The organism is Pseudomonas sp. VMV1 (assembly GCF_056790235.1).
The window spans coordinates 892,834-918,779 of sequence record NZ_JBXGSE010000002.1; the positions used below are offsets into that span (position 1 = coordinate 892,834).

Sequence of the window (25,946 nt, forward strand, 5' to 3'; positions counted from 1 at the left end):
GGGTTTCGGGCCCTGGGTGTCATCACTTCAATAAAAAGGGATCTCAGTAATGAATAGTCAGAATCACAAGAATCGTTCGGGGCTCGCACTGCCCCTGGTGTCGCTGCTCGCCCTGGCGGTCTCCGCCGGTGTCCAGGCGGCGCCCCAGGCCAACCCGGGTGGCAACTTCAGCGGCGTCAACAACACCGAGGCCGCCTTCGAGCCCCTGGGCAACACCATGACCGGTGACTGGGGTGGCGTACGCAAGGACCTGCGCGACAAGGGCTGGGACATCAAGCTCGAATACGTGGGCGAGGGCGCGACCAACCTGCGTGGCGGCTACGACGACGATCGCACCGGGCGCTGGAGCTCGCAGTACATGTTCGGCCTGTGGGGCGACATGAACAAGATCGCCGGCTGGGAAAACTCGGTGTTCAAGCTGGCCATCACCTCCCGTGACGGCCGCAACCTCACCGACGACCGCATCACCGATCCGCGCGTGGGCGGCTACTCCTCGGTACAGGAAGTCTATGGCCGTGGCCAGACCTGGCGTCTGACCCAGCTGTGGCTGTCCAAGGGCTTCTTCGACGGTCGCCTGGACATCAAGGCCGGTCGCTTCGGCGAAGGCGAGGACTTCAACTCCTTCGAGTGCGACTTCCAGAACCTGGCGTTCTGCGGCTCCCAGGTCGGCAACTGGGAAGGCGTCTGGTACAACTGGCCGGTCAGCCAGTGGGCCCTGCGCGTCAAGTACAACCTGACCCCCGAGCTGTTCGTCCAGGTCGGTGCCTACGAGCAGAATCCGTCGCTGCTGGAAACCGGCAACGGCTTCAAGCTCAACGGCAGCGGCACCAAGGGTGCGGTCCTGCCGGTGGAAATGGTCTGGTCGCCCAAGGTCAACGGCCTGCCGGGCGAATACCGCGTCGGCTACTACTACAGCACCGCCGATGCCAACGACGTCTACGAGGACGTCAACGGCAACTCCGCGGCCCTCACCGGGCTGGACTACAAGGAACACTCCAGCAAGCACGGCTACTGGGTCGTGGCCCGTCAGCAGATCACCGCTCACAATGATGACCCGAGCCGTGGCCTGTCGGTGTTCGCCAACTTCACCGCCCATGCCAAGGACGTCAACAAGGTCAGCAGCTACGTCCAGGCCGGCCTGGTCTACAAGGGCCCCTTCGATGGCCGTCCCAAGGATGACATCGGCTTCGGTGTCGCGCGCATCACCACCAACGGTGACTTCCGCGACAACCAGCGCGCCCTCAACCAGGCCGCCGGTGCCACCGACTACAACGATCCGGCCTTCACGCCGCTGCAGCACAACGAGTACGACGCCGAGATCTACTACGGCGTGCACGTGACCAACTGGCTCACCGTGCGCCCCAACCTCCAGTACATCAAGAACCCGGGTGGTGTGCGTGAGGTCGACAATGCCGTGGTGGGTGGCCTGAAGGTTCAAGCGGTTTTCTAAATCGCCCCCATAGCCTGCCATCCTGCCCGATGGCGCTGGTCAGGGCCCTGCAGTGGTTATACTGCAGGGCCTTTTTCATTTCCGAGGTTGCCGTGGGTAAGGTCGAAAGTCCCTGCATCAGCCAGTGCAAGATCAAAGACGACGTCTGCCAGGGATGTGGCCGCAAACGCTCTGAGATCAAGGGATGGAAAGAGCTGAAGGACAAGGAGCGCAAGGAAGTCATCGACAAGTCGAAGAAGCGCCTGAAGAAGCTCAAGAAGGGCTAAGCGCTCTTCGCTCGGAGTCGTATTGTAGGTTGGGCTGAGTGCAGCGAAGTCCAACGTTGGCCAGGTCACCGCCGCATTGTTGGGCTTCGACGATAAAGCCGTCTCAGCCCAACCTACGCCTGATGGAGCTGAACGCCTGCTCGGCCGGCCCCTCTCCCCGCGGGAGAGGGTTGGGGTGAGGGCGCTTCTTGCCACCTAACACCGAGCGCCCTGGTCGGCACTTCCCGTAGGTTGGGCTGAGCGCAGCAAAGCCCAACAATGCCAATCCAGCTCCCCACTGTTGGGCTTCAACGATAAAGCCGTCTCAGCCCAACCTAGGCCTGATGGAGCTGAACGCCTGCTCGGCTAGGCCCCCTCTCCCCTTAAGAGAGGGTTGGGGTGAGGGCGCTCCTTGCCACTGAATACCCGGGCGGAAAAGGCTGCGCCGTTTTCCACGCTACGGCTAACCGGGCATCGAACAGCTCTCGCTACGCCCGCTCCACCTCATCCAGCAACCCCATGAACGCCTGAGCCGCATTCGAATGGGTACGCTCGGTATGCAGGATGTAGCCCAGCCGCCGTTCCAGCTGAATCCCCGGTAGCGGCAGCCGGCGGACCTGATCGTCAAGCAGGGTACGCGGCAGGACGCTCCAGGCCAGGCCAATGGAGACCAGCATCTTGATCGTCTCCAGATAGTTGGTGCTCATGGCGATGTTGGGTGTCAGTCCCTGGGCATCGAAGAGGCCATGGACGATCAGGCGGGTAAAGGTATTGCCGCCGGGAAACACCGCCGGGTGCCGCGCCACATCGGCCAGGCTGACCTCCTTCTGGTTTGCCAGCGCATGCTCGGGCGCCGCTACGAAATCCAACGGATCGCTCCACACCGGCACCGCCTTGATCGGGGCCGCGGTCTGGGGCGCCAGGGTGATGATGGCCAGCTCCACCCGCCCATGCAGGATCTCGTCGTAGGCCGCTTCCGAATCCAGAAAGCGGATGTCCAGGGCGACCTCGGGATACTCCCGAGTGAACCGTCTAAGGATCGGCGGCAGCCGGTGCAGGCCGATGTGGTGACTGGTCGCCAGCGTCAGCCGGCCGCCGATGGCACCATTGAGATTGGTCAGGGCGCGTCGGGTGTCATCGATCACGCCTAGAATCTGATAGGCGCGGGGGAGCAGGGCGCGTCCGGCCTCGGTCAGGCTGACCTCGCGCCCGATGCGGTCGAACAATCGCAGCCCCAGTTGCTGCTCCAGCGCGGCGATGCGTTTGCTGACCGCAGGTTGGGTAAGGTGCAGACGCTCGCCGGCGTCGGAAAAGCCGCCCAGTTCCGCGACGGCCACGAAGGCATTGAGATTGGCGAGGTCCACAACTTCGAATTCCTGTTGGTTATGCGGTTCATGACAAAGATGAATTTGTTTCATGCGAGCCTAGCGCGGTATCTTTGACCCCACAAGCACCAAGGGCATGCAAAGGCCCGTGCCGCTCCACGCCTGATGAGGAATCCACCCATGGCTGGCAAGACGCTCTACGACAAACTCTGGGATATGCACCTGGTCAAGCAGCGCGACGACGGTTCCGCGCTGCTCTACATCGACCGCCACATCATCCACGAAGTGACCTCGCCCCAGGCTTTCGAAGGCCTGCGTCTGGCCGGCCGCAAGCCCTGGCGTCTGGACGCCAACCTGGCGACCCCCGACCACAACGTGCCGACGACTCCCGATCGCAAGGAAGGCCTCGACTCCATCAAGGACGAGATCTCGCGCATCCAGGTCCGCACCCTGGACGAGAACTGCGACGACTTCGGCGTCACCCAATTCAAGATGAACGACGTCCGCCAGGGCATCGTCCACGTGATCGGCCCGGAGCAGGGCGCCGTGCTGCCCGGCATGACCGTGGTCTGCGGTGACTCCCACACCTCCACCAACGGCGCCTTCGCCGCCCTGGCCCATGGCATCGGCACCTCCGAGGTCGAGCACGTGCTCGCCACCCAGTGCCTGGTGGCCAAGAAGATGAAGAACATGCTGGTGAAGGTGGAAGGCGACTTGCCCTTCGGCGTTACCGCCAAGGACATCGTCCTCGCCATCATCGGCAAGATCGGCACCGCGGGCGGTAATGGCCATGCCATCGAATTCGCCGGCAGCGCCATCCGCGCCCTGTCCATGGAAGGGCGCATGACCATCTGCAACATGTCCATCGAGGCCGGTGCCCGGGTCGGCATGGTGGCGGTGGACCAGACCACCATCGACTACGTTGAGGGTCGTCCCTTCGCGCCCGCTGGTGCCGTCTGGGAAGCTGCTGTGGCCGAATGGCGTGGCCTGGTGTCCGATGCCGATGCCCGCTTCGACACCGTGGTCGAGCTCGACGCCGCCCAGATCAAGCCGCAGGTCAGCTGGGGCACCTCGCCCGAGATGGTCCTGGCCGTCGATCAGCAGGTGCCGGATCCGACCCGCGAAGCCGATCCGGTCAAGCGCGGCTCCATCGAACGCGCCCTGAAATACATGGGGCTCAAGGCCAACCAGCCGATCACCGACATCGTGCTCGATCGCGTCTTCATCGGCTCCTGCACCAACTCCCGTATCGAGGACCTACGCGCCGCTGCCGCCGTAGCCAAGGGCCGCAAGGTCGCCGCGACCCTCAAGCAGGCGCTGGTGGTACCGGGCTCCGGTCTGGTCAAGGCGCAAGCCGAGCGTGAAGGCCTGGACAAGGTATTCATCGAAGCCGGTTTCGAATGGCGCGAGCCGGGTTGCTCAATGTGCCTGGCGATGAACGCCGACCGCCTGGAGAGTGGCGAGCACTGCGCCTCCACCTCCAACCGCAATTTCGAAGGCCGGCAAGGCGCCGGTGGCCGTACCCACCTGGTGAGCCCGGCGATGGCCGCCGCTGCCGCCATCGCCGGTCGTTTCGTCGACGTCCGCGACTTCGCCAACGCCTGAGGAGCCTGACCATGCAAGCCTTTACCCAGCACACCGGTTTGGTCGCTCCCCTGGACCGCGCCAACGTCGACACCGACCAGATCATTCCCAAGCAATTCCTGAAGTCGATCAAGCGCACCGGCTTCGGCCCGAACTTGTTCGACGAGTGGCGCTACCTGGACGTCGGCCAGCCCGGCCAGGACAACAGCAAGCGCCCGCTCAACCCTGACTTCGTGCTCAACCAGCCACGCTACCAGGGCGCCAGCATCCTGCTGGCGCGGGAGAACTTCGGTTGCGGTTCCAGTCGCGAGCACGCGCCCTGGGCGCTGGATGGCTACGGCTTCCGCTCGGTGATCGCGCCGAGTTTCGCCGACATCTTCTTCAACAACAGCTTCAAGAACGGTCTGTTGCCGATCATCCTCAGCGATGCGGACGTCGACGAGCTGTTCCGCCAGGTCGAAGCCAACGAGGGCTACCAGCTGGTGGTCGATCTCGAAAGCCAGACCGTGCGCCGCCCCGATGGCGTGGCGCTGCCCTTCGAGATCGATGCCTTCCGCAAGCACTGCCTGCTCAACGGCCTGGACGACATCGGCCTGACCCTGCAGGATGCCGACGCCATCGGGAGTTTCGAAGCCCGCTATCGCCAGAGCAGTCCCTGGATGTTCCCCAGCGCCTGAACCCAGTCGCCGGCCCTCGGGGTCGGCGCTCTTTCCGGAGGCTCCATGAGCGGTGAACACGAGCAACACGTACAGCAGCAATTCGGCGCCACCGCCGAGGCCTACCTGACCAGCGCCGTCCATGCCCAGGGCGCCGAACTCGCCGAGTTGCGCGACGCCGTGGCGCAGCGAGAAGGCGCCAAGGTGCTGGATCTCGGGTGCGGTGGCGGTCACGTGAGCTACAACGTGGCGCCGGTGGCCGGGCAGGTGGTCGCCCTGGATCTGGCCGAGGAGATGCTGTCGGTGGTCAAGCGCACCGCGGCCGAGCAGGGCCTGGACAACATCAGCGTCCAACCCGGCATGGCCGAGCATCTGCCCTTCGGCGATGCCAGCTTCGACTTCGTCTTCAGCCGCTATTCGGCGCACCATTGGCGCGACATCGGCGCCGCCCTGCGCGAAGTGCGCCGGGTGCTGCGGCATGGCGGCGAGATGGCCATCATCGACGTGATCTCGCCGGCCAACCCGCGCCTGGATACCTATCTGCAGACGGTGGAGATCCTGCGCGACATCAGTCACGTGCGTGACTACTCCTTCGCCGAGTGGCATCGCCTGCTGGACATGGCGCGCCTGGGCGTGACCCGCTGCCGCCGCCAGCGCCTGCGCCTGGACTTCGCCAGCTGGACCGAGCGCATGCGTACCCCCGAGCCGCAGTGCCAGGCCATCCGCAGCCTGCAGAGCAAGATCGGCCAGGAAGTGCGCCAATATTTCGAAATCGACCGCGACGGCTCCTTCAGCGTCGACGTCATGGTTCTCTGGGCCCAGCCCATCTGATGTGAGACAGGAAAAGACAATGAGCAAGCAGATCCTCATCCTGCCGGGCGACGGCATCGGTCCGGAAATCATGGCCGAAGCGGTCAAGGTGCTGGAAACGGTCAACCGCGATCATGACCTGGGCTTTGAGCTGGTCCACGACGACCTGGGCGGTGCGGCCATCGACCGCTACGGCGTTCCCCTGGCCGATGAGACCCTGGAGCGCGCCCGCGCCGCCGCTGCCGTGCTGCTGGGCGCCGTGGGTGGCCCCAAGTGGGACAAGCTCGAGCGTGACATCCGCCCCGAGCGCGGTCTGCTGAAGATCCGTTCCGCCCTGGGTCTGTTCGGCAACCTGCGTCCAGCCATTCTCTACCCGCAGCTGGCCGAGGCCTCGACCCTCAAGCCGGAAGTGGTCTCCGGCCTGGACATTCTCATCGTCCGCGAGCTGACTGGCGGCATCTACTTCGGCTCGCCGCGCGAGACCCGGGTGCTGGAGAACGGCGAACGCCAGGCCTTCGATACCCTGCCGTACAGCGAAGGCGAGATCCGCCGCATCGCCCGTGTCGGCTTCGACATGGCGCGCCTGCGCGGTAAGAAGCTGTGCTCGGTGGACAAGGCCAACGTCCTAGAATCCAGCCGCCTGTGGCGCGAAGTGGTGGAGGAGGTGGCCAAGGACTATCCGGACGTCGAACTCAGCCACATGTACGTCGACAACGCTGCCATGCAGCTGGTGCGCGCACCCAAGCAGTTCGATGTGATCGTCACCGACAACATGTTCGGCGATATCCTCTCCGACGAAGCCTCGATGCTGACCGGCTCCATCGGCATGCTGCCCTCGGCGTCCCTGGACGCCCATAACAAGGGCATGTACGAACCCTGCCACGGCTCGGCGCCCGACATCGCCGGCCAGGGCGTGGCCAACCCCCTCGCCACCATCCTTTCGGTGGCCATGATGCTCAGGTACACCTTCGGCGCCGCCGAGGCAGCCGAGGCCATCGAGACCGCGGTGGGCCACGTTCTGGACCAAGGCCTGCGGACCGGGGACATCTGGTCGGAAGGCAAGCAGCGGGTGGGTACCCGCGAGATGGGCGAAGCAGTGGTCGCCGCCCTCGTTAGGCGTTAATCTGATCGGCCGCCAGGGGAGGCGGCCGTCCTCAAGACAATAAAGGTGCAGTAGCGATGAAACGTGTAGGTCTGATCGGTTGGCGTGGCATGGTGGGCTCCGTGCTCATGCAGCGCATGCTCGAAGAGCGGGATTTCGACTTGATCGAGCCGGTGTTCTTCACCACCTCCAACGTCGGCGGTGAAGGCCCTGTCATTGGCAAGGGCGTGGCGCCGCTCAAGGATGCCTACAGCATCGACGAGCTCAAGACCCTCGACGTCATCCTCACCTGCCAGGGCGGCGACTACACCAGCGAGGTGTTCCCCAAGCTGCGCCAGGCCGGTTGGAAAGGCTACTGGATCGATGCGGCTTCCAGCCTGCGGATGCAGGATGACGCCGTCATCGTGCTGGACCCGGTCAACCGTCGCGTCATCGACCAGGCCCTGGCCGATGGCCGCAAGGACTTCATCGGCGGCAACTGCACCGTCAGCCTGATGCTGATGGCCCTGGGTGGGCTGTTCGAAGCCGGTCTGGTGGACTGGATGAGCGCCATGACCTACCAGGCCGCGTCCGGTGCCGGTGCCCAGAACATGCGCGAACTGATTCGCCAGATGGGCGCGACCCACGCCGCCGTCGCCGACAGCCTGGCCGACCCGGCCAGCGCGATCCTCGACATCGACCGCCAGGTCGCCGAGACCCTGCGCAGCGAGGCCTTCCCCACCGAGCAGTTCGGCGTCCCGCTGGCCGGCAGCCTGATCCCCTGGATCGACAAGGAACTGCCCAACGGCCAAAGCCGCGAGGAATGGAAGGCCCAGGCCGAGACCAACAAGATTCTCGGACGCTTCAAGAATCCCATTCCCGTGGATGGGATCTGCGTGCGCATCGGCGCCATGCGTTGCCACAGCCAGGCGCTGACCATCAAGCTGAACAAGGACGTGCCGCTGTCCGACATCCATGGTCTGATCAGCCAGCACAATCCCTGGGTCAAGCTGGTGCCGAACAACCGCGACGTCAGCATGCGCGACCTGACCCCGGCTGCCGTTACCGGCACCTTGAGCGTACCGGTTGGCCGCCTGCGCAAACTGAACATGGGCTCCCAGTACCTGGGCGCCTTCACCGTGGGCGACCAGCTGCTGTGGGGCGCCGCGGAGCCGTTGCGCCGCATGCTGCGGATCCTGCTCGAGCAGTGAGCCGACGGTTAAACGTTTGCCTATAGAGGAGGGCCGCCAGTAAAGTGCGGCCCTCTTTCGTTGCGGACCGTCCTATCATGACTGCCAGAGATATCGCCCTCATCGGCGCCACCAGTGCCTATGGCGAAGCCATTCGTGAGCTCCTCGACGAACGTGACGTGCCGCTCGGCAGGCTGCACCTGCTCGCCAGCGGTGAATCGGCGGGTCAGAATCTGCCCTTCCGAGGCAGCAATCTGCGCGTCGCCGGTCTCGAAGGTTTCGATTTCGCTCAGGTCGGCCTTGTCATCCTCGCGGTGCCGGCAGCCGTGGTGGAAACCCTGAGGCCACAACTGGCCGCCGCTGGTTGCGCCGTACTGGACCTCAGTGGTGCCTCCGCCGCGGCGTCCGTACTGCCGCGCATCAATGGCGAGACGCTCGATAGCCTTCCCGCTGCCGCCTGGCTTGGCGTACCGCTCGCGGCGGCACAGGCCGCTGCCAGCGTGGCAGCCGTGCTGGCTCGCTTCAATACGCTCAGCGATGCGTCTCTGACCGCCTGCCTGGCCGCGTCCGGCGCCGGCCGTGGCGGTGTCGAGGAGTTGGCGCGGCAGGCCACCGAACTGCTCAACGGTCGGCCCGTCGAGGCCCGGCTGTTCGAAGGCCAGCTGGCCTTCAATCTGCTCGGTCGCACCGGTGCTCCCGCTGTGGGTGGCTATACTGCCCAGGAACATCGCTTGCTGGACGAATGTCAGCAGGTGCTGGGCGAGACCTTGCCGGTACTGGACGTCACCGCCGTACAGGCGCCCGTATTCTTTGGCGACAGCCTGGCGCTGAGTCTGCGGGGTAGGGAAGCCTGGCAGCTGGAGCAGGTGCTGGAAGCGCTGGGTGATGAGCCCGGGCTGGCACTCGACGAAGACGTTGACTGTCCGTCGGCGGTGGGCGATGCCCTGGGTCGCGAAGAGGTGCTGGTGGGACGGGTAAGGCTGCATCCGCGGGATGCGCGGCGGCTGGAGTGCTGGTTGGTGGCGGACAACGTCAGATTGTCGGCGCTCACGGCCGTTCAGCTGGCCGAATTGTTGCTTAAACAGTCGGCCTAAAAGATACTTCGTGAAATGCTTCGCCCTTTTGGCTTGAGCGAAAGGGCAGTAGACGTGGCACGCAGCGATGGACACAGGCGCCCGCACGGTGGCGCGATCGACAGCTTCTAAAAAGGGACGGTCATGGTTCGAGTTCAGAAACTGGTGCGGGCAATTGCAGCGGCGAGCGCCTTGATGTCTGGCGCGGCCCAGGCCCTCAGCCTGGGGGAGATCCATCTCAACTCCGCGCTCAATCAGCCCTTCGATGCCACCATCGATCTGTCGGACCTGCGTGATCTTGGCACCGCCGACCTGCGACCCAACCTCGCGTCCGCCGAGGACTTCGGCAAGGCCGGCGTCGACCGTGCCTTCTTCCTCAACGATCTCAAGTTCGCGCCGGAAGTGCGCAATGGGCGGACCGTCATTCGCGTGACGTCGGCGCGCCCGGTGCGCGAGCCCTATCTGAACTTCCTGCTCGAGGTGAATTGGCCAAGCGGGCGTATCCTCCGCGAGTACACGGTGCTGTTGGATCCGCCGCTCTACACCCCCCAGGCTGCGGCAGCGCCCTTCGCCCCCCAGGTTCCGGCCACGCCGCGTGCACGCAGCACCACGTCGAACGCTTCACGTCCGGCCACGCCGCCCGCCGCGCCAGCGCCGAGCGCGACCCAGACGCCTGGTACCTACACCACCGAGCCGCGTGACACCCTTTGGGAAGTGGCGGCGCGCAATCGCCCGGCGTCCACTGTAAGCGTCGATCAGACCATGCTGGCGATTCAGGATCTGAACCCCAACGCCTTCATCGATCGCAACATCAACCTCATGAAGAGCGGCCAGGTGCTGCGCCTGCCCGACCAGGCACAGGCTGGAGCACGTCCCCAGCGCGAAGCCGTAGCGGAGATCGCGCGTCAGACCCGAGCCTGGAGGCAGGGTGGCGACAGTGCTCCGACCGGTACGCCGCGTCGGCAGGTGGATGCCTCCGCCCAGCCGAGTGGAAACGAGGCGCCGGCGACCGCCGCACCCAAGGACAACCTCAAGCTGCTCTCTGGCCAGTCATCCGGTCGTGGAGGCGACTCCGCAGGTGGAAAGGGCAGTGATCAGGCCCTCGCCGACAAGCTGGCGGTGACCCAGGAAAGCCTGGACACCACCCGGCGCGAGAATGAAGAACTCAAGGGCCGGCTGGGCGACCTGCAGTCGCAGCTCGACAAGCTGCAGAAGATCATGCAGCTCAAGGACGCCCAGCTGGCCCGGATGCAGGCCAACATGGCCAATCCGCAGGTGGCAGGTCAGCCCGCCGCACCGGCCACGCCCGAGACGGCGACCCCGGGCACGCCTGCTCCCGCCGAGAATCCCAGCACGCCAGTGCCTCAGGATCCGGCGGCGACCGCGCCTGCTACGCCGCCGGCCGAGGCTGCACCGGCTCAACCCGCCACGCCGCCGGCCAGCGAAGCCGCTACCGGTAACGCGCCGCCCGCGGCGAGTGCCAACGAGCCGAAGGTCATTCCGGTCACCCCGAGCAGTCCGGCGACCGAGCCTACCGAAGCGACCAACAGCTTCCTCGACGAGATTCTCAGCAACCCGCTGTGGCTGGGCATCATCGGTGGCAGCGCATTGCTGGCTCTGCTGGTGCTGCTGATGATCAACTCGCGCCGCAATGCAGTGAAGGAGGCCGAGCGCGAACGCGAAGCCGAAGCGGCGCGCACCGATACCGTCTTCGATGCCGATCCCGAGCTGGGCGATCACCACGGCCTCGCGGGCCTTGAACTGAGCCAGGCCGGCCAGGATACCTCCCGTGACGCCGACGCCCAGGACGATGCCCTGGGGCAGGCGGACATCTACATGGCCTACGGCCGCTTCAGCCAGGCGGCCGAGGTGCTCAAGAAAGCCAGCGACCAGGAGCCTCATCGCGCCGATCTGCGCCTCAAGCTCATGGAAGTCTATGCCGAGATGGGCGACAAGGACGGTTTCCAGCGCGAGGAGCGTGAGCTCAAGGAGATCGGTGGTGCCCAGCCAGAGGTCGAGCACCTGAAGTCACGCTACCCTGCCATGGCCACCGTGGCCGTGGCGTCTGCCGCGGTCGGCGCTGCCGCCCTGGCCGCCGCTCATGAGTTGAGCGAAGAGCAGGCCCGGGATCAGGGTTTCTCGGCAACCGAGGACAGCCAGGATTTCGACCTGTCCCTGGATGACTTTGGCACCGAAGATAACCATGCGACCCAGCCTGCCGGCCCGGCCGAAGAGCCGCTGTTCGGCGAAGCCTTTGCCGAGGCCAAGGCCAACGCGGCCGACTCCCGGGACGATTTCGACTTCGATCTCAACTTCGATCCCGAACCCGCCGCTGCTCCCGGTACCACCCCGGCGGCCAAGGATGACGACTTCGCCCTCGACTTCAGCGAGTTCGAGCGGCAGGGCGACCTGGCAAGCGACGAGGTACCGAGCACCGCGGCATTCGATGAGCCGCTGACCACGCCGGAGGAGCCGGCCGCCGATGCCGAGTTGCCAGCGCACTTCGATCTCGCCGACTTCGAGGAGCAGCCTGCGGCCAAGCGTGAGAGTGACGAGGAGTTCGCCGCACGTCTGCAGGAGGCTTCGCGTCAGTTCGATGCGGAAACCACCAGCGGGTCGTCGAAGGAAGATGGGCTGGACGACTTCGATTTCCTGTCCGGCGAAGACGAGACTGCTACCAAGCTGGATCTGGCGCGTGCCTACATCGACATGGGCGATCCTGAGGGTGCCCGGGACATCCTCGACGAGGTACTGGCCGAGGGGAATGCCGGGCAGCAGCAGGAAGCACGGGCGATCATCGCCCAGCTCAGCTGACGCCGGTCGGGCTTGGCAGAGGAGGGGAGGCGCTATAAGCTGCCACCCCTTTTTTTTGCCTGGCCGCCGCCTTGGATTTTCTAGATCCCACCATCATCGTTCCCCCGCAACGCATCGCGCTTGGCGTCGAGTACAAGGGTGCTCGCTATCGCGGCTGGCAGCGCCAGCAACCCGGTGTGCGCTCCGTTCAGGAGACGCTGGAAGACGCCTTGTCCGAGGTAGCCGCGGCACCTATCGCGTTGCACTGCGCGGGGCGGACCGATTGCGGCGTGCATGCTACCGGCCAGGTGGTGCATTTCGAATCCCCTGTCGCTCGACCGCTCAAGGCCTGGGTGATGGGCACCAACGCCAATCTGCCGTCCGACATCAGCGTCACCTGGGTCAAGCCGGTCAGCAATGAATTCCATGCCCGTTTCAGCGCCATGGCCCGGCGTTACCGCTATGTGATCTACAACGATCCGATCCGGCCTGCCCACCTGGCCGAAGAGGTCACCTGGAATCATCGGCCGTTGCGGATCGAACCGATGCGTGAAGCCGCCCAGGTGCTGCTCGGTACGCACGATTTCACCTCCTTTCGCGCCAAGGCCTGCCAGGCCAAGTCGGCGATCAAGACGATCCACCATCTGCGTCTCTGGCAGAGCGGACGGCTGATCGTGCTGGACATCCGCGCCAATGCCTTCCTGCATCATATGGTGCGCAACATCGCCGGGGTGCTGATGGCGGTGGGCTGTGGCGAGCGGCCGGTGGAATGGGTCGCCGAGGTCCTGGCCGCGCGTGAGCGGCGCCTGGGCGGCGTTACGGCCCATCCCTACGGCCTCTACCTGGTGGACGCCGAATATCCCGAAAGCACGCCCGTACCGAAGCGGCCGCTGGGTCCGTTGTTCCTGGGGCATATCCCCGAGCTGGATGACCCCCAAGGCTGACGCTGGGCAGGTGGTCTGCTAACATCCATCGATTTGGAACGAGGTCATTCCGGTTTGGCTAACGTTCGAGTGAAGATCTGCGGCATCACCCGGGTCGAGGATGCGCTGGCGGCTGCGGCAGCCGGTGCCGATGCCATCGGCCTGGTGTTCTATGCGCGCAGCCCGCGGGCGGTCACGGCCGCTCAGGCACGGCAGATCGTCGCGGCGCTGCCGCCCTTCGTGACCAGTGTGGGGCTGTTCGTCGATGCCTCGCCCTGCGAGATCGAAGAGACGCTGGATGCCGTGGCCCTGGATCTCCTGCAATTCCACGGCGACGAGTCGCCGGCCCAGTGTGCCCGTTATCGCCGTCCCTATATCAAAGCCCTGCGCATGCGCGAGGACATCGACCTTGCCGGCATCGCCCGGGACTATGCGGACGCCCGCGGTCTGTTGCTCGATACCTATGTCGCTGGCGTACCCGGAGGTACCGGCCAGGCGTTCGACTGGACGCGCGTGCCTGCTGACCTCTCGCTGCCATTGATCGTGGCGGGTGGGCTGGACGCGGACAACGTCGTCACGGCCATCGCCGCATCCCGGCCCTATGGCGTGGACGTGAGCGGCGGCGTAGAGCAGGCCAAGGGCATCAAGGATGCCGCCGAGATCGCGCGCTTCATCGCCGCTGTGCGGGGTGCGCCGGTCGCCTGATGTGACCCTCGTGGGCCGATGGCCGTCCACACCTGCGACATATTCGACAGGCCCGCCTCGCGCGGGGCTGAAGTCCGGCTCCCTTGGAGGCGGCATGAGACAAGAGGGTAGCGGCCCGGGACGTAGCGGGCGTTACCGAACCTATTACAGATGCTCAAGGAAGGCGTGGCCTAGGCCGCGCTGGGAGCCCATGCAAGTGGAGAGAGATGCATGAGCAATTGGCTGGTCGACAAACTGATTCCTTCCATCATGCGGTCCGAGGTGAAGCGCAGTTCGGTGCCGGAAGGTCTTTGGCACAAGTGTCCGGCCTGCGAAGCGGTCCTCTACCGTCCGGAGCTGGAAAAGAATCTGGACGTGTGCCTGAAGTGCGGTCACCACATGCGTATCAATGCGCGTCGCCGCCTGGACATCTTCCTCGACGCCGAAGGTCGTGAGGAATTGGGTACCGAGCTGGAGCCGGTAGATCGGCTGAAATTCCGCGACAGCAAGAAGTACAAGGATCGCTTCACCGCAGCGCAGAAGGAAACCGGCGAGAAAGACGCCCTGATCTCCATGCGTGGCACCCTCAAGGGCATGCCGGTGGCGGTCTGTGCCTTCGAATTCTCCTTCATGGGCGGCTCCATGGGCGCCGTGGTCGGCGAGCGCTTCGTGCGCGCGGCCAATGTGGCCCTGGAACAGCGCTGCCCGCTGATCTGCTTCTCCGCCTCCGGTGGTGCGCGGATGCAGGAAGCCCTGATCTCCCTGATGCAGATGGCCAAGACCTCCGCGGTGCTGGCACGCCTGCGCGAAGAGGGCATTCCCTTCATCTCCGTGCTGACCGATCCGGTCTACGGTGGTGTCTCCGCCAGTCTGGCGATGCTGGGTGACGTCATCGTCGCCGAGCCCAAGGCCCTGATCGGCTTCGCCGGTCCGCGCGTGATCGAGCAGACCGTGCGTGAAAAGCTGCCGGAAGGTTTCCAGCGCAGTGAGTTCCTCCTGGACCACGGCGCCGTCGACCTCATCGTGTCGCGCAAGGAGCTGCGTGACCGCCTGGCGCGGTTACTGGCGACCTTCCAGCACCAGCCGGTTCCGGCGGCCTGATGGCTTCGCGCAGCCTCGCGCAGTGGCTGGCCTATCTCGAGCAGCTGCATCCCTCGGCGATCGACATGGGCCTGGACCGGGTGCGCGAGGTCGCGCAGCGGCTGGGACTGACCCGGCCGGCCCCGCGGGTGGTGACCGTGACCGGCACCAACGGCAAGGGCTCCACCTGTGCCTTTTTGGCCAGCCTGCTGCGCGCCAGCGGGCGGCGGGTGGGCGTCTATGCGTCGCCCCATCTGGTGCGCTACAACGAGCGCGTCGATGTGGATGGCACTCTTGCCAGCGATAGCGAGCTCTGCACCGCCTTCGCCGCGGTGGAAGCCGCCCGTGGCGAGATCAGCCTGACCTATTTCGAGGTGGGCACCCTGGCGGCCTTCTGGCTGTTCGAACGCGCCGACCTGGACGTCGCCGTCCTCGAGGTCGGTCTGGGTGGCCGCCTGGACGCGGTGAACCTGATCGATGCCGATCTGGCCTTGGTCACCAGCATTGGCCTGGATCACGCCGAATGGCTGGGCGACACCCGCGAAAGCGTCGCCGTGGAAAAGGCCGGCATCTTCCGCGCCGGCAAACCGGCTCTCTGTGGTGACCTGCAGCCTCCGGCGGAGCTGGCCGAGGCTGCCGAGCAGCTGGGAGCACCGCTGCTGCAACGCGGCGAAGCCTTCGACCTGCAGATCGAGAGCGCCAGCTGGTTCTGGCGCGGTCGGGATGCCCAGGGCAACGAGCGGCTCCTGCCTGGCTTGCCGTTGCTCGATTTACCCATGGAGAACGCGGCGTTGGCGCTACAGGCCTATGCCTTGCTCGACCAGCCCTGGCTCCCCGAGCAGATCGCTGCCGCCTTGCTGGCCACCCGTATGACCGGTCGGCTGGATCGTAGGCAGGTTGAGCGGGCAGGGGAGGCGCGTCACATCCTGCTGGACGTGGCGCACAATCCGCATGCGGCCGAGTACCTGGCCCGCCGCCTGGCGATGAAGCCGATCGCCGGCGTGCGTCGGGCGGTATTTGGCGTGCTGGCGGACAAGGATCTGGACGGGATCCTGGCACCGCTGGAAGGGCTCTTCGCCAGCTGGGCGGTGGCCACGTTGCCGACCGGACGCAGTCGCGATGGCGCCGAGGTGGCGGGCATCCTGACCGCACGCGGCGCCCAGGCCGAGGTCCATGCCTCGCTGCTGGTCGCCTTCGAGGCGCAACTGGCGGTCAGTGCGGCGGCCGACGAGGTGGTCGTGTTCGGCTCCTTCTACAGCGTTGCCGAGGTCGTCGCGCAGCTTTCTTCCCCATCCGAATCCGCGGAGGCATAACCCATGCTCAAGCAACGAGTCATCGGAGCGCTGGTGCTGCTGGCGCTGATCATCATTTTCGTACCCATGCTCTTCAATCGCCAGGATGACGCTCGCAAGGTGGTGGTCGAGGCACCGCCCCAGCCGGCGGCGCCCACCGTGCCCAGCACCGAGGTACAGGCGGTGCAGACGCCTGAGGCACCGCCGGTGGTGGTGGTCCCCGACGAGCCGGCCAAGCCGCTCGGCAAGCCGCAGACGCCTATCGCCGGTACCTCCGGTCAGGCGCCGGCACAGAACGCTCCGGTAACGGCGCCGCCGCAACCCCAGGCTGCACCTGCCGCCCCGGTTGCCAAGGCGCCTGCCGCCAGCGTCCCTGCCGCTCCGGTCGCTACCCCGGCACCGGCCGCCAAACCTGATTCGCGCCTGGGCGCGGCCAACCTACCGAACAGCTGGTCGGTCCAGCTGGCCAGCCTGTCGTCCCGGCCCAGTGCCGATGCGCTGCAGGCCAAGCTGCGCAGCCAGGGCTACAACGCCTATGTGCGGACCGCCGACGGCATGAATCGCGTCTTCGTCGGGCCGGTGATCGAGCGCAGCGAGGCGGATCGCCTGCGCGATCAGCTCAACAAGCAGAATGGCGTCAAGGGCTTCGTCGTACGCTTTCAGCCAGAGCGCGGTTAACCCGGTCACAAGGCTCTGCTAGAATGCAGAGCCTTTTTGTTAGTGGACCTTGCCGTGGGCTTCACCTGGGTGGACTGGGCGATCGTCGCCGTTGTCATCGTTTCCTGCCTGATCAGCCTCAGGCGCGGCTTCGTCAAGGAAGCGCTGTCACTGGCCACCTGGATCGTTGCCGGTGGGGTAGCCTGGGTATTCGGCGGGGCGCTTTCCACCTACCTGGTGGACTATATTCAGGTGCCTTCCGGACGGGTGATCGCCGCCTGTGTCATTCTCTTCGTGCTGACGCTGCTCGTCGGCGCTCTGGTGAGCTTCTTGCTTGGCGAATTGATCCGCGTCACCGGATTGTCGGGCACCGATCGCTTTCTCGGCATGGCGTTCGGCGCCGCGCGGGGCGCCCTGTTGATCACCGTGGCCGTGGGCCTGTTGAGCCTGGGGCCAGTCCAGCAGGACGGCTGGTGGCAGCAGTCGGTGCTGGTGCCGCATTTTCTCCTGGTAGCCGATTGGTCGAAGAATCTGCTGTTGGGCTTTGCCGGTCAATGGCTGGGCGCGACGCCCATGCCGAGCCTGCAACTGCTGCCACAGCTGGGGCCCAAGGCCCCGTGAACCGTTTTCCAGGCCTCGCTCTGCCGGGGTCATCCTGCGATGGTTCGCCGTCGCATCACTTGAAACAGTGGGGTCGCGTCACATGTGTGGCATCGTAGGTATCGTGGGCAAGACGAACGTCAACCAGTCGCTATACGACGCGCTCACCGTCCTTCAACATCGCGGTCAGGATGCCGCCGGTATCGTGACCAGTCGGGACGGTAAACTCTACCTGCGCAAGGACAACGGCCTGGTTCGCGACGTTTTCCAGCAACGACACATGCAGCACCTGATCGGCCACATGGGTATCGGTCACGTGCGCTATCCCACGGCCGGCAGCTCCAGCTCCGCCGAGGCGCAGCCGTTCTACGTGAACTCGCCCTATGGCATCACCCTCGCGCACAACGGCAACCTGACCAACGTCGAGCAGCTGTCCCGCGAGATCTACGAGTCCGATCTGCGCCACGTGAACACCACCTCCGATTCCGAGGTGCTGCTCAACGTCTTCGCCCACGAACTGGCGGTGCGCAACAAGCTGCAGCCGACCGAGGACGACGTCTTCGCCGCCGTATCCGAAGTCCATGAGCGCTGCCGTGGCGGTTACGCCGTGGTGGCCATGATCACCGGCTACGGCATCGTCGGCTTCCGCGATCCCAACGCCATTCGTCCCATCGTCTTCGGCCAGCGCCACACCGAATACGGCGTGGAATACATGATCGCTTCCGAAAGCGTCGCCCTCGACGTGCTCGGCTTCACCCTGATCCGCGACCTGGAGCCGGGCGAAGCCGTGTACATCACCGAAGACGGCCGGCTCTACACCCGTCAGTGCGCGCAGAGTCCGCAGTACGCCCCCTGCATCTTCGAACACGTCTACCTGGCCCGCCCGGATTCCATCATCGATGGCATCTCGGTCTACAAGGCCCGCCTGCGCATGGGCGAAAAACTCGCCGAGAAGATCCAGCGCGAGCGTCCGGATCACGGCATCGACGTGGTCATCCCGATCCCGGACACCAGCCGCACCGCGGCCTTGGAACTGGCGAACCACCTGGGCGTCAAGTTCCGCGAGGGCTTCGTCAAGAATCGCTACATCGGCCGTACCTTCATCATGCCCGGCCAGGCCGCGCGCAAGAAATCGGTACGCCAGAAGCTCAATGCCATCGAGCTGGAATTCCGCGGCAAGAACGTGATGCTGGTGGACGACTCCATCGTCCGCGGCACCACCTGCAAGCAGATCATCCAGATGGCCCGCGAGGCGGGCGCGAAGAAGGTCTACTTCTGCTCGGCCGCCCCGGCAGTGCGCTTCCCCAACGTCTACGGCATCGACATGCCCAGCGTCCACGAGTTGATCGCCCATGGTCGTACCACCGAGGAAGTCGGTGAACTGATCGGCGCCGACTGGCTGATCTACCAGGACCTGCAGGACCTGCAGGAGGCCGTACGGACCCGCAAGGCACCCAAGGTAGAGCAGTTCGATTGCGCGGTGTTCGATGGCGAGTACATCACCGGCGACATCGATGCCGCCTATCTGAACCGGATCGAACAGGCGCGCAACGACTCGGCCAAGGTCAAGCACCAGGCGGTCAGCGCCATCATCGATCTCTACAACGACTAAGGAGCTGCACATGAGCCAAGACTGGGATGCCGGACGCCTGGACAGTGATCTCGAAGGCGCGGCCTTCGAGACCTTGGCGGTGCGGGCAGGGCAGCAGCGCTCGCCTGAAGGTGAGCACGGCGAAGCCCTGTTCCTGACCAGCAGCTACGTGTTCCGTACCGCCGCGGATGCGGCGGCGCGCTTTGCCGGCGAAGTGCCGGGCAATGTCTATTCGCGCTATACCAATCCCACGGTCCGTACCTTCGAAACCCGCATCGCGGCGCTCGAAGGGGCGGAGCAGGCCGTCGCGACCGCCTCGGGCATGTCGGCCATCCTGGCCATGGTGATGAGCCTGTGCAGCGCTGGCGACCACGTACTGGTCTCGCGCAGCGTGTTCGGCTCCACCATCAGTCTGTTCGAGAAGTACTTCAAGCGCTTCGGCATCGAGGTGGACTACCCGCCATTGGCGGACCTGGACGCCTGGCGAGCGGCCTGCAAGCCCAACACCCGGCTGTTCTTCGTCGAGTCGCCGTCCAATCCGCTGGCCGAGCTGGTGGACATCGCCGGCCTGGCCGAGATCGCCCATGCCCAGGGTACGCTGCTGTCGGTCGATAACTGCTTCTGCACCCCGGCGCTGCAGAAGCCGCTGGCGCTGGGCGCGGACATCGTCATCCATTCGGCGACCAAGTACATCGACGGCCAGGGCCGTGGCATGGGCGGCGTGGTCGCTGGCCGGGCCGAGCAGATGAAGGAGGTGGTGGGCTTCCTGCGCACCGCCGGGCCAACCTTGAGTCCCTTCAATGCCTGGCTGTTCCTCAAGGGGCTGGAGACACTGAAGATCCGCATGCAGGCGCACAGCCAGACCGCGCTGGAACTGGCGCGCTGGCTGGAAGCGCAGCCCGGTATCGAGCGTGTTCACTACGCCGGCCTGCAAAGCCATCCGCAGCATGAGCTGGCCTGCCGCCAGCAAACGGCCTTTGGCGCCGTGGTGAGCTTCGAGGTAGCGGGTGGGCGTGATGCTGCCTGGCGCTTCATCGATGCCACCCGGATGATTTCCATCACCACCAACCTGGGCGATACCAAGACCACCATCGCCCACCCGGCCACCACTTCCCATGGGCGGCTGTCGCCGGCCGAGCGCGCCAGCGCCGGGATCAGCGACAGCCTGATCCGCATCGCCGTCGGTCTGGAGGACCGCGGTGATCTGCAGCAGGACCTGGCTCGCGGACTGGCGGCCCTATGAGTCTGACCTTCGCACCGGTAGAGCTGCGCGTGGCCCTGGTCACGGGCGCGGCGCGTGGCATTGGTCTGGGCATTGCCGCCTGGCTGGTGGCCGAGGGCTGGCGTGTGGTGGTGGCTGACGTCGAGCAGGAGCGGGGCGCCAAGGTGGCCGCTGCCCTGGGTGATCGCGCCTGGTTCGTGGCGGTGGACGTGGCCGACGAGACCCAGGTCGAGTCCGCCGTCGCCCAGGTGATCGGCCAGTTCGGGCGGCTGGATGCCCTGGTCAACAATGCCGGCCTCGCCAGCGCCCAAGGCCAGCCGCTGGAAAGCCTGGCACTGGGCGAATGGCGTCGGGTGCTGGGAGTGAATCTGGACGGCCCCATGCTGATGGCCAAGCATTGCGCGCCCTATCTGCGCGAGCAGCAGGGCGCTATCGTCAACATCGCCTCGACTCGTGCTCAGCAATCCGAGCCGCACAGCGAAGCCTATGCCGCCAGCAAGGGCGGGCTATTGGCGCTGACCCATGCGCTGGCGATCAGCCTCGGGCCGGAGGTGCGGGTGAACGCCCTCTGTCCCGGCTGGATCGATGCACGGGATCCCCATGTCCGGGACGCCGAGCCGTTGTCCGCTACCGATCACGAGCAGCATCCGGTTGGGCGGGTGGGGACGGTGGAAGACGTGGCGGCCTGCGTGGCCTGGCTGCTGGGTGGTAATGCCGGCTTCATCAGTGGTGAAGCCATCACGCTGGATGGGGGCATGACGCGCAAGATGATCTACGTCGAATAGTCGCGAGCAGAAAAAATAAATTGGAAAAATCCTTGACGGATCAAGGGGCTACGAGCAGAATGCGCGTCACCCGAAGGGGATGGCTGATTAGCTCAGCTGGGAGAGCACCTGCATCACACGCAGGGGGTCGGCGGTTCGATCCCGTCATCAGCCACCAAACTCTTCGGGAAGTGTTCCGCAAGGTACACGCAATGCGCAGCGGTAGTTCAGTCGGTTAGAATACCGGCCTGTCACGCCGGGGGTCGCGGGTTCGAGTCCCGTCCGCTGCGCCATATAGAAGTCGTTCCGGGTCCTCTGAACTGCCCGAACGACGCAAGAGAAGCTGCCCTAGGGCAGCTTTTTTTGTGCCTGTAGAAAAGGCCTGCTGACAATTCAGCTGGCAGGCGCCAGGTCAGCGCGCTTCGCGACCAGCGTCAGGATGTCGTAGCTCGCCACCAGCACCTGGTCCTGATTGGTGACCTCGACATCCCAGGCGACCACGCCCTGGGGCTCACCTAGAGGACTCAGCTTGCCCTGGTCGATCTTGCGCTTGCAGGTGAGGCGGGCCTGGATGGTGTCGCCGATGCCGACCGGATTGACGAAGCGCAGGGTGTCCAGGCCGTAGTTGGCCAGCACCGGGCCGACGCCGGGAGAAACGAACAGCCCGGCCGCGGCGGAGAGCACGAAGTAGCCATGGGCGATGCGCTTGCCGAATTGCGACTGCCGCGCGGCCAGTTCATCAAAGTGCATGTAGAAGTGATCCCCCGACAGGCAGCCGAAGTTGACCAGATCGGCTTCGGTCACCGTGCGTCTATGGGTAAGCAGGGATTCACCGATCCGCAGGTCATCGAAGTGGCGGCGGAAGGGATGAACCTCGCCTTCGTGTAGGACGGCGCCGCGGACGTACTCGCCGGTGATACCCATGAGCATGCTCGGGGAGCCCTGGACTGCGGCGCGTTGCAGATAGTGCTTCACCGCGCGCAGGCCGCCCAGCTCTTCACCACCACCGGCGCGACCGGGGCCGCCATGCTTGAGCATGGGCAGCGGGGAGCCGTGGCCGGTGGATTCGGCGGCGGCTTCACGGTCGAGGATATGCAGGCGGCCATGCAGGGCGGCCATGGTCGGTGCCATCCGCGCGGCGATCTGCGGCGCGCGGGTGACCAGGGTGGCTACCAGGCTGCCCTGGCCGCGGGCCGCCAGTACCAGGGCTTCGTCCAGATCGTCGTAGCCCATCAGGGTGCTGACCGGGCCGAAGGCTTCGATGTCATGGGCGCCCCCGGGGGCATGGGGATCGCGGCTGCGCAGCAGGGTCGGGGCGAAGAAGGCGCCGTCCCGTACGCCGTCACCACGGGGCTCGAAGCCGTCGCGGGCGCCATGGATGAGCTCGCTGGAGGCGAGCAGGGCCTGCACGCGCTCCGCGACATCGGCTTGTTGGGCGTGGGACGCCAGGGCACCCATCTTCACCCCTTCCACCGCCGGATCGCCGATCACCAGCTTGGCCAGGCGGGCGCTCAGGCGTTCGGCCACGGCATCGAGGTACTGGTTCGGGACGATGGCGCGGCGAATGGCGGTGCATTTCTGCCCGGTCTTGGCGGTCATCTCGCGCGCTACCTCGCGGACGAAGAGCTCGAATTCCTCATCGTCGGGTGTGACGTCAGGGGCGAGGATGGCGCAGTTCAGCGAATCCGCCTCGGCGTTGAAGGGAATCGAACGCTGGATCAGGTTGGGCGTGACCCGCAGCCGGGCAGCGGTGTCCGCCGAGCCGGTGAAGGTGACCACGTCCTGGCCTTGCAGCTGATCCAGCAGGTCGCCGGTGCTGCCGATGATGAGTTGCAGACTGCCGGAGGGCAGCAGACCGGATTCCTGCATCAGGCGCACAGCCGCCTCGGTCACGTAGCTGGTAGCAGTGGCCGGCTTGATGATGCAGGGCATGGCGGCGAGAAAGCTGGGTGCGAATTTCTCCAGCATGCCCCAGATGGGGAAGTTGAAGGCATTGATATGCACCGCCAGGCCCCCGCGGGGGACCAGGATATGGGTGCCGGCGAAATGCCCAGCCTTGCCCAGGGGGAAGGCCGGGCCTTCGTGAATAAGGTTGCCGGAGGGCAGCTCGCGGCGGCCGAGGCCGGCGTAGGCGAAGAGGGTGCTGGCGCCGCCCTCGACGTCGATCCAGCTGTCCGCGCGGGTCGCGCCGGTGTGGCGGCTGATCTCGTAGAGGCACTCCTTGTGTTCCAGCAGATAGAGCCCCAGGGCCTTGAGGCACTGGGCGCGCTGCTGGAAATCCAGCGCCATCAGCGCCTGCTGCCCCTGGGTGCGGCCATGCCGGAGGGCTTCGGTGAAGTCCAGGCGTTCCTCGTGGGTATGGGCGACCGGTCGACCATTCACGGCGCTGCGCAACGGCTGGGCACCGTGCTGGCCGATCCAGCGGCCGCCGATGAAGCTTTGCAGGACGGGGACGTTGTTCATGGGACTTCTCCTGGAGCGCGTCCTACACCGGGCGGCGGCTCTCGTTATCGTTCTTGGTTTCGCCCTGGGCGACGGTTTACCGCTGGTCGAAGTCGAGCACCACCCGGTCGCTGAGGGGGTAGGCCTGGCAGGCGAGCACATAGCCGGCCTTGACCTCGTAATCTTCCAGGGCGAAGTTGCTGTCCATTTCCACCTCACCCTCGATCACCCGGCATTTGCAGGTGGAGCAGACGCCCGCCTTGCAGGAATAGGGCAGTTCAGCCCCTTGGGCGTTGCCGGCATCCAGCAGGCTGGCGCTGTTGCGTGGCAGATCGAATGCCAGAGCGCGACCATCGTGGATGACGGTGATCTGGCTGGTTGCGGTGCTGCCGGTTTCGATGGTCTGACGCGCCTCCGATCGCTCGCTTCCCGCGGCGGCAAAGAGCTCGAAGTGGATGCGCTCAGCTGGCAGGCCCCTGGCGGTGAGCTGCGCCCGTACCGTTTCGGTCATCGCCTGGGGACCGCAGATGAAGGCGGCGGTGAGGGAAGGGACGTCCAGCCAGCGACTGAACAGCTGCGCGCATTTATCGGCGTCGATACGACCGTTGTAGAGGTCCACGTCCTGTTGTTCGCGGCTGAAGACGAAGATCAGGTTCAGACGCTGCAGATAGCGATTCTTCAGGTCCTCCAGTTGCTCGCGAAACAGGGCGGCGTTGCCCGAGCGATTGCCGTAGAGCAGGGTGATCTGGCTGAGTGGTTCGGTTTCCAGGGTGGTCTTGATGATCGACAGGATGGGGGTGATGCCGCTGCCTGCCGCCACGGCCAGGTAGTGGCCCTGGCGCTGGGGATCAAGGGGAGTCTGAAAGCGGCCCGCGGGCGGCATGACATCCAGCGGGCTGCCGACCTTGAGCGCCTGGTTGGCGTGGGTGGAGAAACGGCCGCCGTTGACCTGCTTGATGGCCACCCGCAGCTCGCCATCGTTGACGCCGCTGCAGATCGAGTAGGAGCGGCGTAGCTCCTCGCCCTCCACCCGGGTGCGGATCACCAGGTGCTGGCCTTGGGTGAAGCGAAAGCGTTCTTGCAGTTCGACGGGGATGTCGAAGGCGATGGACACGGCATCGCGGGTTTCGGGACGGACGTCGCGGATGGTCAGGCGGTGGAATCGGCTCATGGTCGACCTCGTGCGGCGCCGCCGCTCAGATGCACTTGAAGTAGTCGAAGGGTTCGCGGCATTCCAGGCAGCGATACAGCGCCTTGCAGGCCGTGGAGCCGAATTCGCTCAGCCGTTCGGTGTGGCGGCTGCCGCATTGCGGACAGCTCACTTCCGGCGCCTCGCCCAGCAGGCTGCGCTTGCTGCCACCGGGGGCGGGGGGAGCGATGCCGTAGGCGCTCAGCGCCTGGCGGCCGGTGGCGGTGATCCAGTCTGTGGTCCAGGCCGGGTCCAGGCGGCGCTCCAGGCGCGGGGCGGCGAAGCCGGCGGTCTCAAGAGCCTGCTGGATGTCCTGCTCGATGACCTCGGTGGCCGGGCAGCCGGAGTAGGTCGGGGTCACCACCACATGCAGGTGGCCCTGCTGCCAATCCAGGTCGCGCACGATACCCAGGTCGACCACGCTGACAACCGGCACCTCGGGATCCATCACCGCGCCGAGCACCCGCCAGGCCAGGTCGAGGTCGGCGGCGGTGCCTGGACGGGCGCCATGACTGCCGGCGATCAGCTCACCAGGTCGCATCGGGATGGGCTCGTTGCAGGAACTGCATTTCCGCCAGCAGGGTGCCCAGGTGTTCGCTGTGCAGGCCACGGCGGCCGCTGAGGTAGAAGTTCACCGCAGGTGCGGGCACGGGCAGGGTGGCCCGGGCGAAGGTCTCCTCGACCTGCGCTTGCCAGGCGCTGGCAATGGCCAGCGGATCCGGGCCGATACCTGCCTCATGCAGCGCCTGCTCCACCTCGTCGCCCTGGGTCAGCTCCACGGTAAAGCGCCAGACCTGGGGCAGGGCAGCCAGCATCCGTGCGTGACTCTCTTCGGTGCCATCGCCCAGGCGCTCGACCCATTCGCCGGAGCGGCGTAGGTGGTAGGTGACTTCCTTGACCGCCTTGGCGGCGATACCGGCGATGCGGGCGTCGCCGGACTCGCTCAGGCCGTGAAGCACGGGCAGGTGCCAGGCGTCGTAGAGGAACTGCTTGGTCAGGGTCACGGCGTAGTCGCCGTTGGGTTGCTCGACCAGCAACAGATTGCGGAAGGCGCGCTCGTCGCGGCGAAAGGCCAGGTGATCGGCATCGCGGCCGTCGGCCAGCAATTCCGCCGTGTAGTCGTACCAGTTGCGCGCCTGGCCCACCAGGTCCAGGCCGACGTTCATCAGCGCCAGCTCCTCTTCCAGCGCCGGGGCCCGGCCGCACCACTCGCACAGCCGCTGGCCCTGGATCAGGGCGCTGTCGGCCAGCCGCAGCAGGTACTCGATCTTGGCGTGATGCTCACTCATGGCAGG

23 protein-coding genes and 2 tRNA genes are annotated in these 25,946 nt (G+C 65.7%); 20 read left to right on the forward strand and 5 right to left on the reverse strand.

Going from position 1 to position 25,946, the window contains the following annotated elements; translation table 11 throughout:
• The first annotated feature begins 49 nt into the window (after window positions 1-49).
• On the forward strand, window positions 50-1,450 hold the full coding sequence (locus ACUCV0_RS09645) for a carbohydrate porin (RefSeq protein WP_059315189.1): 1,401 nt from the start codon (window positions 50-52) through the stop codon (window positions 1,448-1,450).
• A 92-nt stretch (window positions 1,451-1,542) separates the two neighbouring features.
• Entirely contained in the window at window positions 1,543-1,716 is a 174-nt protein-coding gene (locus ACUCV0_RS09650) for a DUF1289 domain-containing protein (protein ID WP_082696425.1), read from the forward strand.
• Between the two features lie 467 nt (window positions 1,717-2,183).
• Here ACUCV0_RS09650 and ACUCV0_RS09655 read toward each other — a convergent pair whose 3' ends face one another.
• Window positions 2,184-3,059, reverse strand: coding sequence for a LysR family transcriptional regulator (locus ACUCV0_RS09655; protein ID WP_271655125.1), 876 nt, complete (start codon window positions 3,057-3,059; stop codon window positions 2,184-2,186).
• 141 nt (window positions 3,060-3,200) lie between these two features.
• Here ACUCV0_RS09655 and leuC point away from each other — a divergent pair, with 141 nt between their 5' ends.
• From leuC to ACUCV0_RS09745, 18 genes are all read left to right on the forward strand, one after another.
• Complete coding sequence (gene leuC / locus ACUCV0_RS09660; RefSeq protein ID WP_313647341.1) at window positions 3,201-4,625, forward strand: 3-isopropylmalate dehydratase large subunit; 1,425 nt, start codon at window positions 3,201-3,203, stop codon at window positions 4,623-4,625.
• Window positions 4,626-4,636: 11 nt separating this feature from the next.
• Window positions 4,637-5,281: a 3-isopropylmalate dehydratase small subunit gene (gene leuD, locus ACUCV0_RS09665; protein WP_482212533.1), complete on the forward strand. Its 645-nt coding sequence runs from the start codon at window positions 4,637-4,639 to the stop codon at window positions 5,279-5,281.
• A 45-nt stretch (window positions 5,282-5,326) separates the two neighbouring features.
• Window positions 5,327-6,091 carry a class I SAM-dependent methyltransferase gene (locus ACUCV0_RS09670; RefSeq protein ID WP_059315184.1) on the forward strand — a complete coding sequence of 255 codons (765 nt, stop codon included), beginning with the start codon at window positions 5,327-5,329 and terminating at the stop codon, window positions 6,089-6,091.
• Window positions 6,092-6,110: 19 nt separating this feature from the next.
• Window positions 6,111-7,193, forward strand: a complete 1,083-nt coding sequence (gene leuB, locus ACUCV0_RS09675) for a 3-isopropylmalate dehydrogenase (protein ID WP_482212534.1) — start codon at window positions 6,111-6,113, stop codon at window positions 7,191-7,193.
• Between the two features lie 56 nt (window positions 7,194-7,249).
• Window positions 7,250-8,362 (forward strand): aspartate-semialdehyde dehydrogenase, encoded by a 1,113-nt coding sequence (gene asd / locus ACUCV0_RS09680; protein ID WP_482212535.1) that lies wholly within the window; start codon window positions 7,250-7,252, stop codon window positions 8,360-8,362.
• 77 nt (window positions 8,363-8,439) lie between these two features.
• Window positions 8,440-9,435, forward strand: coding sequence for an aspartate-semialdehyde dehydrogenase (locus ACUCV0_RS09685; RefSeq protein ID WP_271655120.1), 996 nt, complete (start codon window positions 8,440-8,442; stop codon window positions 9,433-9,435).
• Window positions 9,436-9,558: 123 nt separating this feature from the next.
• Window positions 9,559-12,228, forward strand: coding sequence for a motility hub landmark protein FimV (locus ACUCV0_RS09690; RefSeq protein ID WP_482212536.1), 2,670 nt, complete (start codon window positions 9,559-9,561; stop codon window positions 12,226-12,228).
• Window positions 12,229-12,299: 71 nt separating this feature from the next.
• Window positions 12,300-13,151, forward strand: coding sequence for a tRNA pseudouridine(38-40) synthase TruA (gene truA, locus ACUCV0_RS09695; RefSeq protein WP_007158660.1), 852 nt, complete (start codon window positions 12,300-12,302; stop codon window positions 13,149-13,151).
• A gap of 54 nt (window positions 13,152-13,205) precedes the next feature.
• Window positions 13,206-13,835, forward strand: a complete 630-nt coding sequence (locus ACUCV0_RS09700) for a phosphoribosylanthranilate isomerase (RefSeq protein WP_482212537.1) — start codon at window positions 13,206-13,208, stop codon at window positions 13,833-13,835.
• Window positions 13,836-14,045: 210 nt separating this feature from the next.
• Window positions 14,046-14,915 carry an acetyl-CoA carboxylase, carboxyltransferase subunit beta gene (gene accD, locus ACUCV0_RS09705; protein WP_059315178.1) on the forward strand — a complete coding sequence of 290 codons (870 nt, stop codon included), beginning with the start codon at window positions 14,046-14,048 and terminating at the stop codon, window positions 14,913-14,915.
• Window positions 14,915-16,207, forward strand: coding sequence for a bifunctional tetrahydrofolate synthase/dihydrofolate synthase (folC, locus tag ACUCV0_RS09710; protein WP_482212538.1), 1,293 nt, complete (start codon window positions 14,915-14,917; stop codon window positions 16,205-16,207). Before accD ends, folC begins: the two co-directional genes overlap by 1 nt.
• 3 nt (window positions 16,208-16,210) lie before the next feature.
• Complete coding sequence (locus ACUCV0_RS09715) at window positions 16,211-16,864, forward strand: SPOR domain-containing protein (protein ID WP_482212539.1); 654 nt, start codon at window positions 16,211-16,213, stop codon at window positions 16,862-16,864.
• 54 nt (window positions 16,865-16,918) lie between these two features.
• Window positions 16,919-17,464 (forward strand): CvpA family protein, encoded by a 546-nt coding sequence (locus tag ACUCV0_RS09720; protein WP_271655117.1) that lies wholly within the window; start codon window positions 16,919-16,921, stop codon window positions 17,462-17,464.
• 82 nt (window positions 17,465-17,546) lie between these two features.
• Window positions 17,547-19,055, forward strand: a complete 1,509-nt coding sequence (purF, locus tag ACUCV0_RS09725) for an amidophosphoribosyltransferase (RefSeq protein WP_482212540.1) — start codon at window positions 17,547-17,549, stop codon at window positions 19,053-19,055.
• A gap of 10 nt (window positions 19,056-19,065) precedes the next feature.
• Complete coding sequence (locus ACUCV0_RS09730) at window positions 19,066-20,277, forward strand: O-succinylhomoserine sulfhydrylase (protein ID WP_482212541.1); 1,212 nt, start codon at window positions 19,066-19,068, stop codon at window positions 20,275-20,277.
• The gene (locus ACUCV0_RS09735; RefSeq protein ID WP_059315172.1) at window positions 20,274-21,041 is read left to right on the forward strand and encodes an SDR family oxidoreductase; all 768 of its coding nucleotides are present in this window, start codon (window positions 20,274-20,276) and stop codon (window positions 21,039-21,041) included. Before ACUCV0_RS09730 ends, ACUCV0_RS09735 begins: the two co-directional genes overlap by 4 nt.
• An 81-nt stretch (window positions 21,042-21,122) precedes the next feature.
• Window positions 21,123-21,198: transfer RNA gene (locus ACUCV0_RS09740), tRNA-Val, on the forward strand.
• 38 nt (window positions 21,199-21,236) lie between these two features.
• Window positions 21,237-21,313, forward strand: a tRNA-Asp gene (locus ACUCV0_RS09745).
• A 100-nt stretch (window positions 21,314-21,413) separates the two neighbouring features.
• Here the strand turns inward: ACUCV0_RS09745 and paaZ are convergent.
• The 4 genes from paaZ to paaC form a co-directional block, all read right to left on the reverse strand.
• On the reverse strand, window positions 21,414-23,483 hold the full coding sequence (paaZ, locus tag ACUCV0_RS09750; protein ID WP_482212542.1) for a phenylacetic acid degradation bifunctional protein PaaZ: 2,070 nt from the start codon (window positions 23,481-23,483) through the stop codon (window positions 21,414-21,416).
• 76 nt (window positions 23,484-23,559) lie between these two features.
• On the reverse strand, window positions 23,560-24,633 hold the full coding sequence (paaE, locus tag ACUCV0_RS09755; RefSeq protein WP_482212543.1) for a 1,2-phenylacetyl-CoA epoxidase subunit PaaE: 1,074 nt from the start codon (window positions 24,631-24,633) through the stop codon (window positions 23,560-23,562).
• A 25-nt stretch (window positions 24,634-24,658) separates the two neighbouring features.
• The gene (paaD, locus tag ACUCV0_RS09760; RefSeq protein ID WP_313650013.1) at window positions 24,659-25,192 is read right to left on the reverse strand and encodes a 1,2-phenylacetyl-CoA epoxidase subunit PaaD; all 534 of its coding nucleotides are present in this window, start codon (window positions 25,190-25,192) and stop codon (window positions 24,659-24,661) included.
• Entirely contained in the window at window positions 25,179-25,940 is a 762-nt protein-coding gene (gene paaC, locus ACUCV0_RS09765; protein WP_482212544.1) for a 1,2-phenylacetyl-CoA epoxidase subunit PaaC, read from the reverse strand. The genes paaD and paaC overlap by 14 nt, the downstream gene beginning before the upstream one ends.
• Window positions 25,941-25,946: the final 6 nt, after the last annotated feature.

Excerpts from the sequence above, each read along its gene's own strand:
- ACUCV0_RS09645 (WP_059315189.1), top strand. The coding sequence starts at position 50 with ATGAATAGTCAGAATCACAAGAATCGTTCGGGGCTCGCACTGCCCCTG.
- leuC (WP_313647341.1), top strand. The coding sequence starts at position 3,201 with ATGGCTGGCAAGACGCTCTACGACAAACTCTGGGATATGCACCTGGTC.
- leuD (WP_482212533.1), top strand. The coding sequence starts at position 4,637 with ATGCAAGCCTTTACCCAGCACACCGGTTTGGTCGCTCCCCTGGACCGC.
- ACUCV0_RS09670 (WP_059315184.1), top strand. The coding sequence starts at position 5,327 with ATGAGCGGTGAACACGAGCAACACGTACAGCAGCAATTCGGCGCCACC.
- leuB (WP_482212534.1), top strand. The coding sequence starts at position 6,111 with ATGAGCAAGCAGATCCTCATCCTGCCGGGCGACGGCATCGGTCCGGAA.
- asd (WP_482212535.1), top strand. The coding sequence starts at position 7,250 with ATGAAACGTGTAGGTCTGATCGGTTGGCGTGGCATGGTGGGCTCCGTG.
- ACUCV0_RS09685 (WP_271655120.1), top strand. The coding sequence starts at position 8,440 with ATGACTGCCAGAGATATCGCCCTCATCGGCGCCACCAGTGCCTATGGC.
- ACUCV0_RS09690 (WP_482212536.1), top strand. The coding sequence starts at position 9,559 with ATGGTTCGAGTTCAGAAACTGGTGCGGGCAATTGCAGCGGCGAGCGCC.
- accD (WP_059315178.1), top strand. The coding sequence starts at position 14,046 with ATGAGCAATTGGCTGGTCGACAAACTGATTCCTTCCATCATGCGGTCC.
- folC (WP_482212538.1), top strand. The coding sequence starts at position 14,915 with ATGGCTTCGCGCAGCCTCGCGCAGTGGCTGGCCTATCTCGAGCAGCTG.
- ACUCV0_RS09715 (WP_482212539.1), top strand. The coding sequence starts at position 16,211 with ATGCTCAAGCAACGAGTCATCGGAGCGCTGGTGCTGCTGGCGCTGATC.
- purF (WP_482212540.1), top strand. The coding sequence starts at position 17,547 with ATGTGTGGCATCGTAGGTATCGTGGGCAAGACGAACGTCAACCAGTCG.
- ACUCV0_RS09730 (WP_482212541.1), top strand. The coding sequence starts at position 19,066 with ATGAGCCAAGACTGGGATGCCGGACGCCTGGACAGTGATCTCGAAGGC.
- ACUCV0_RS09735 (WP_059315172.1), top strand. The coding sequence starts at position 20,274 with ATGAGTCTGACCTTCGCACCGGTAGAGCTGCGCGTGGCCCTGGTCACG.
- paaZ (WP_482212542.1), bottom strand. The coding sequence starts at position 23,483 with ATGAACAACGTCCCCGTCCTGCAAAGCTTCATCGGCGGCCGCTGGATC.
- paaE (WP_482212543.1), bottom strand. The coding sequence starts at position 24,633 with ATGAGCCGATTCCACCGCCTGACCATCCGCGACGTCCGTCCCGAAACC.
- paaD (WP_313650013.1), bottom strand. The coding sequence starts at position 25,192 with ATGCGACCTGGTGAGCTGATCGCCGGCAGTCATGGCGCCCGTCCAGGC.
- paaC (WP_482212544.1), bottom strand. The coding sequence starts at position 25,940 with ATGAGTGAGCATCACGCCAAGATCGAGTACCTGCTGCGGCTGGCCGAC.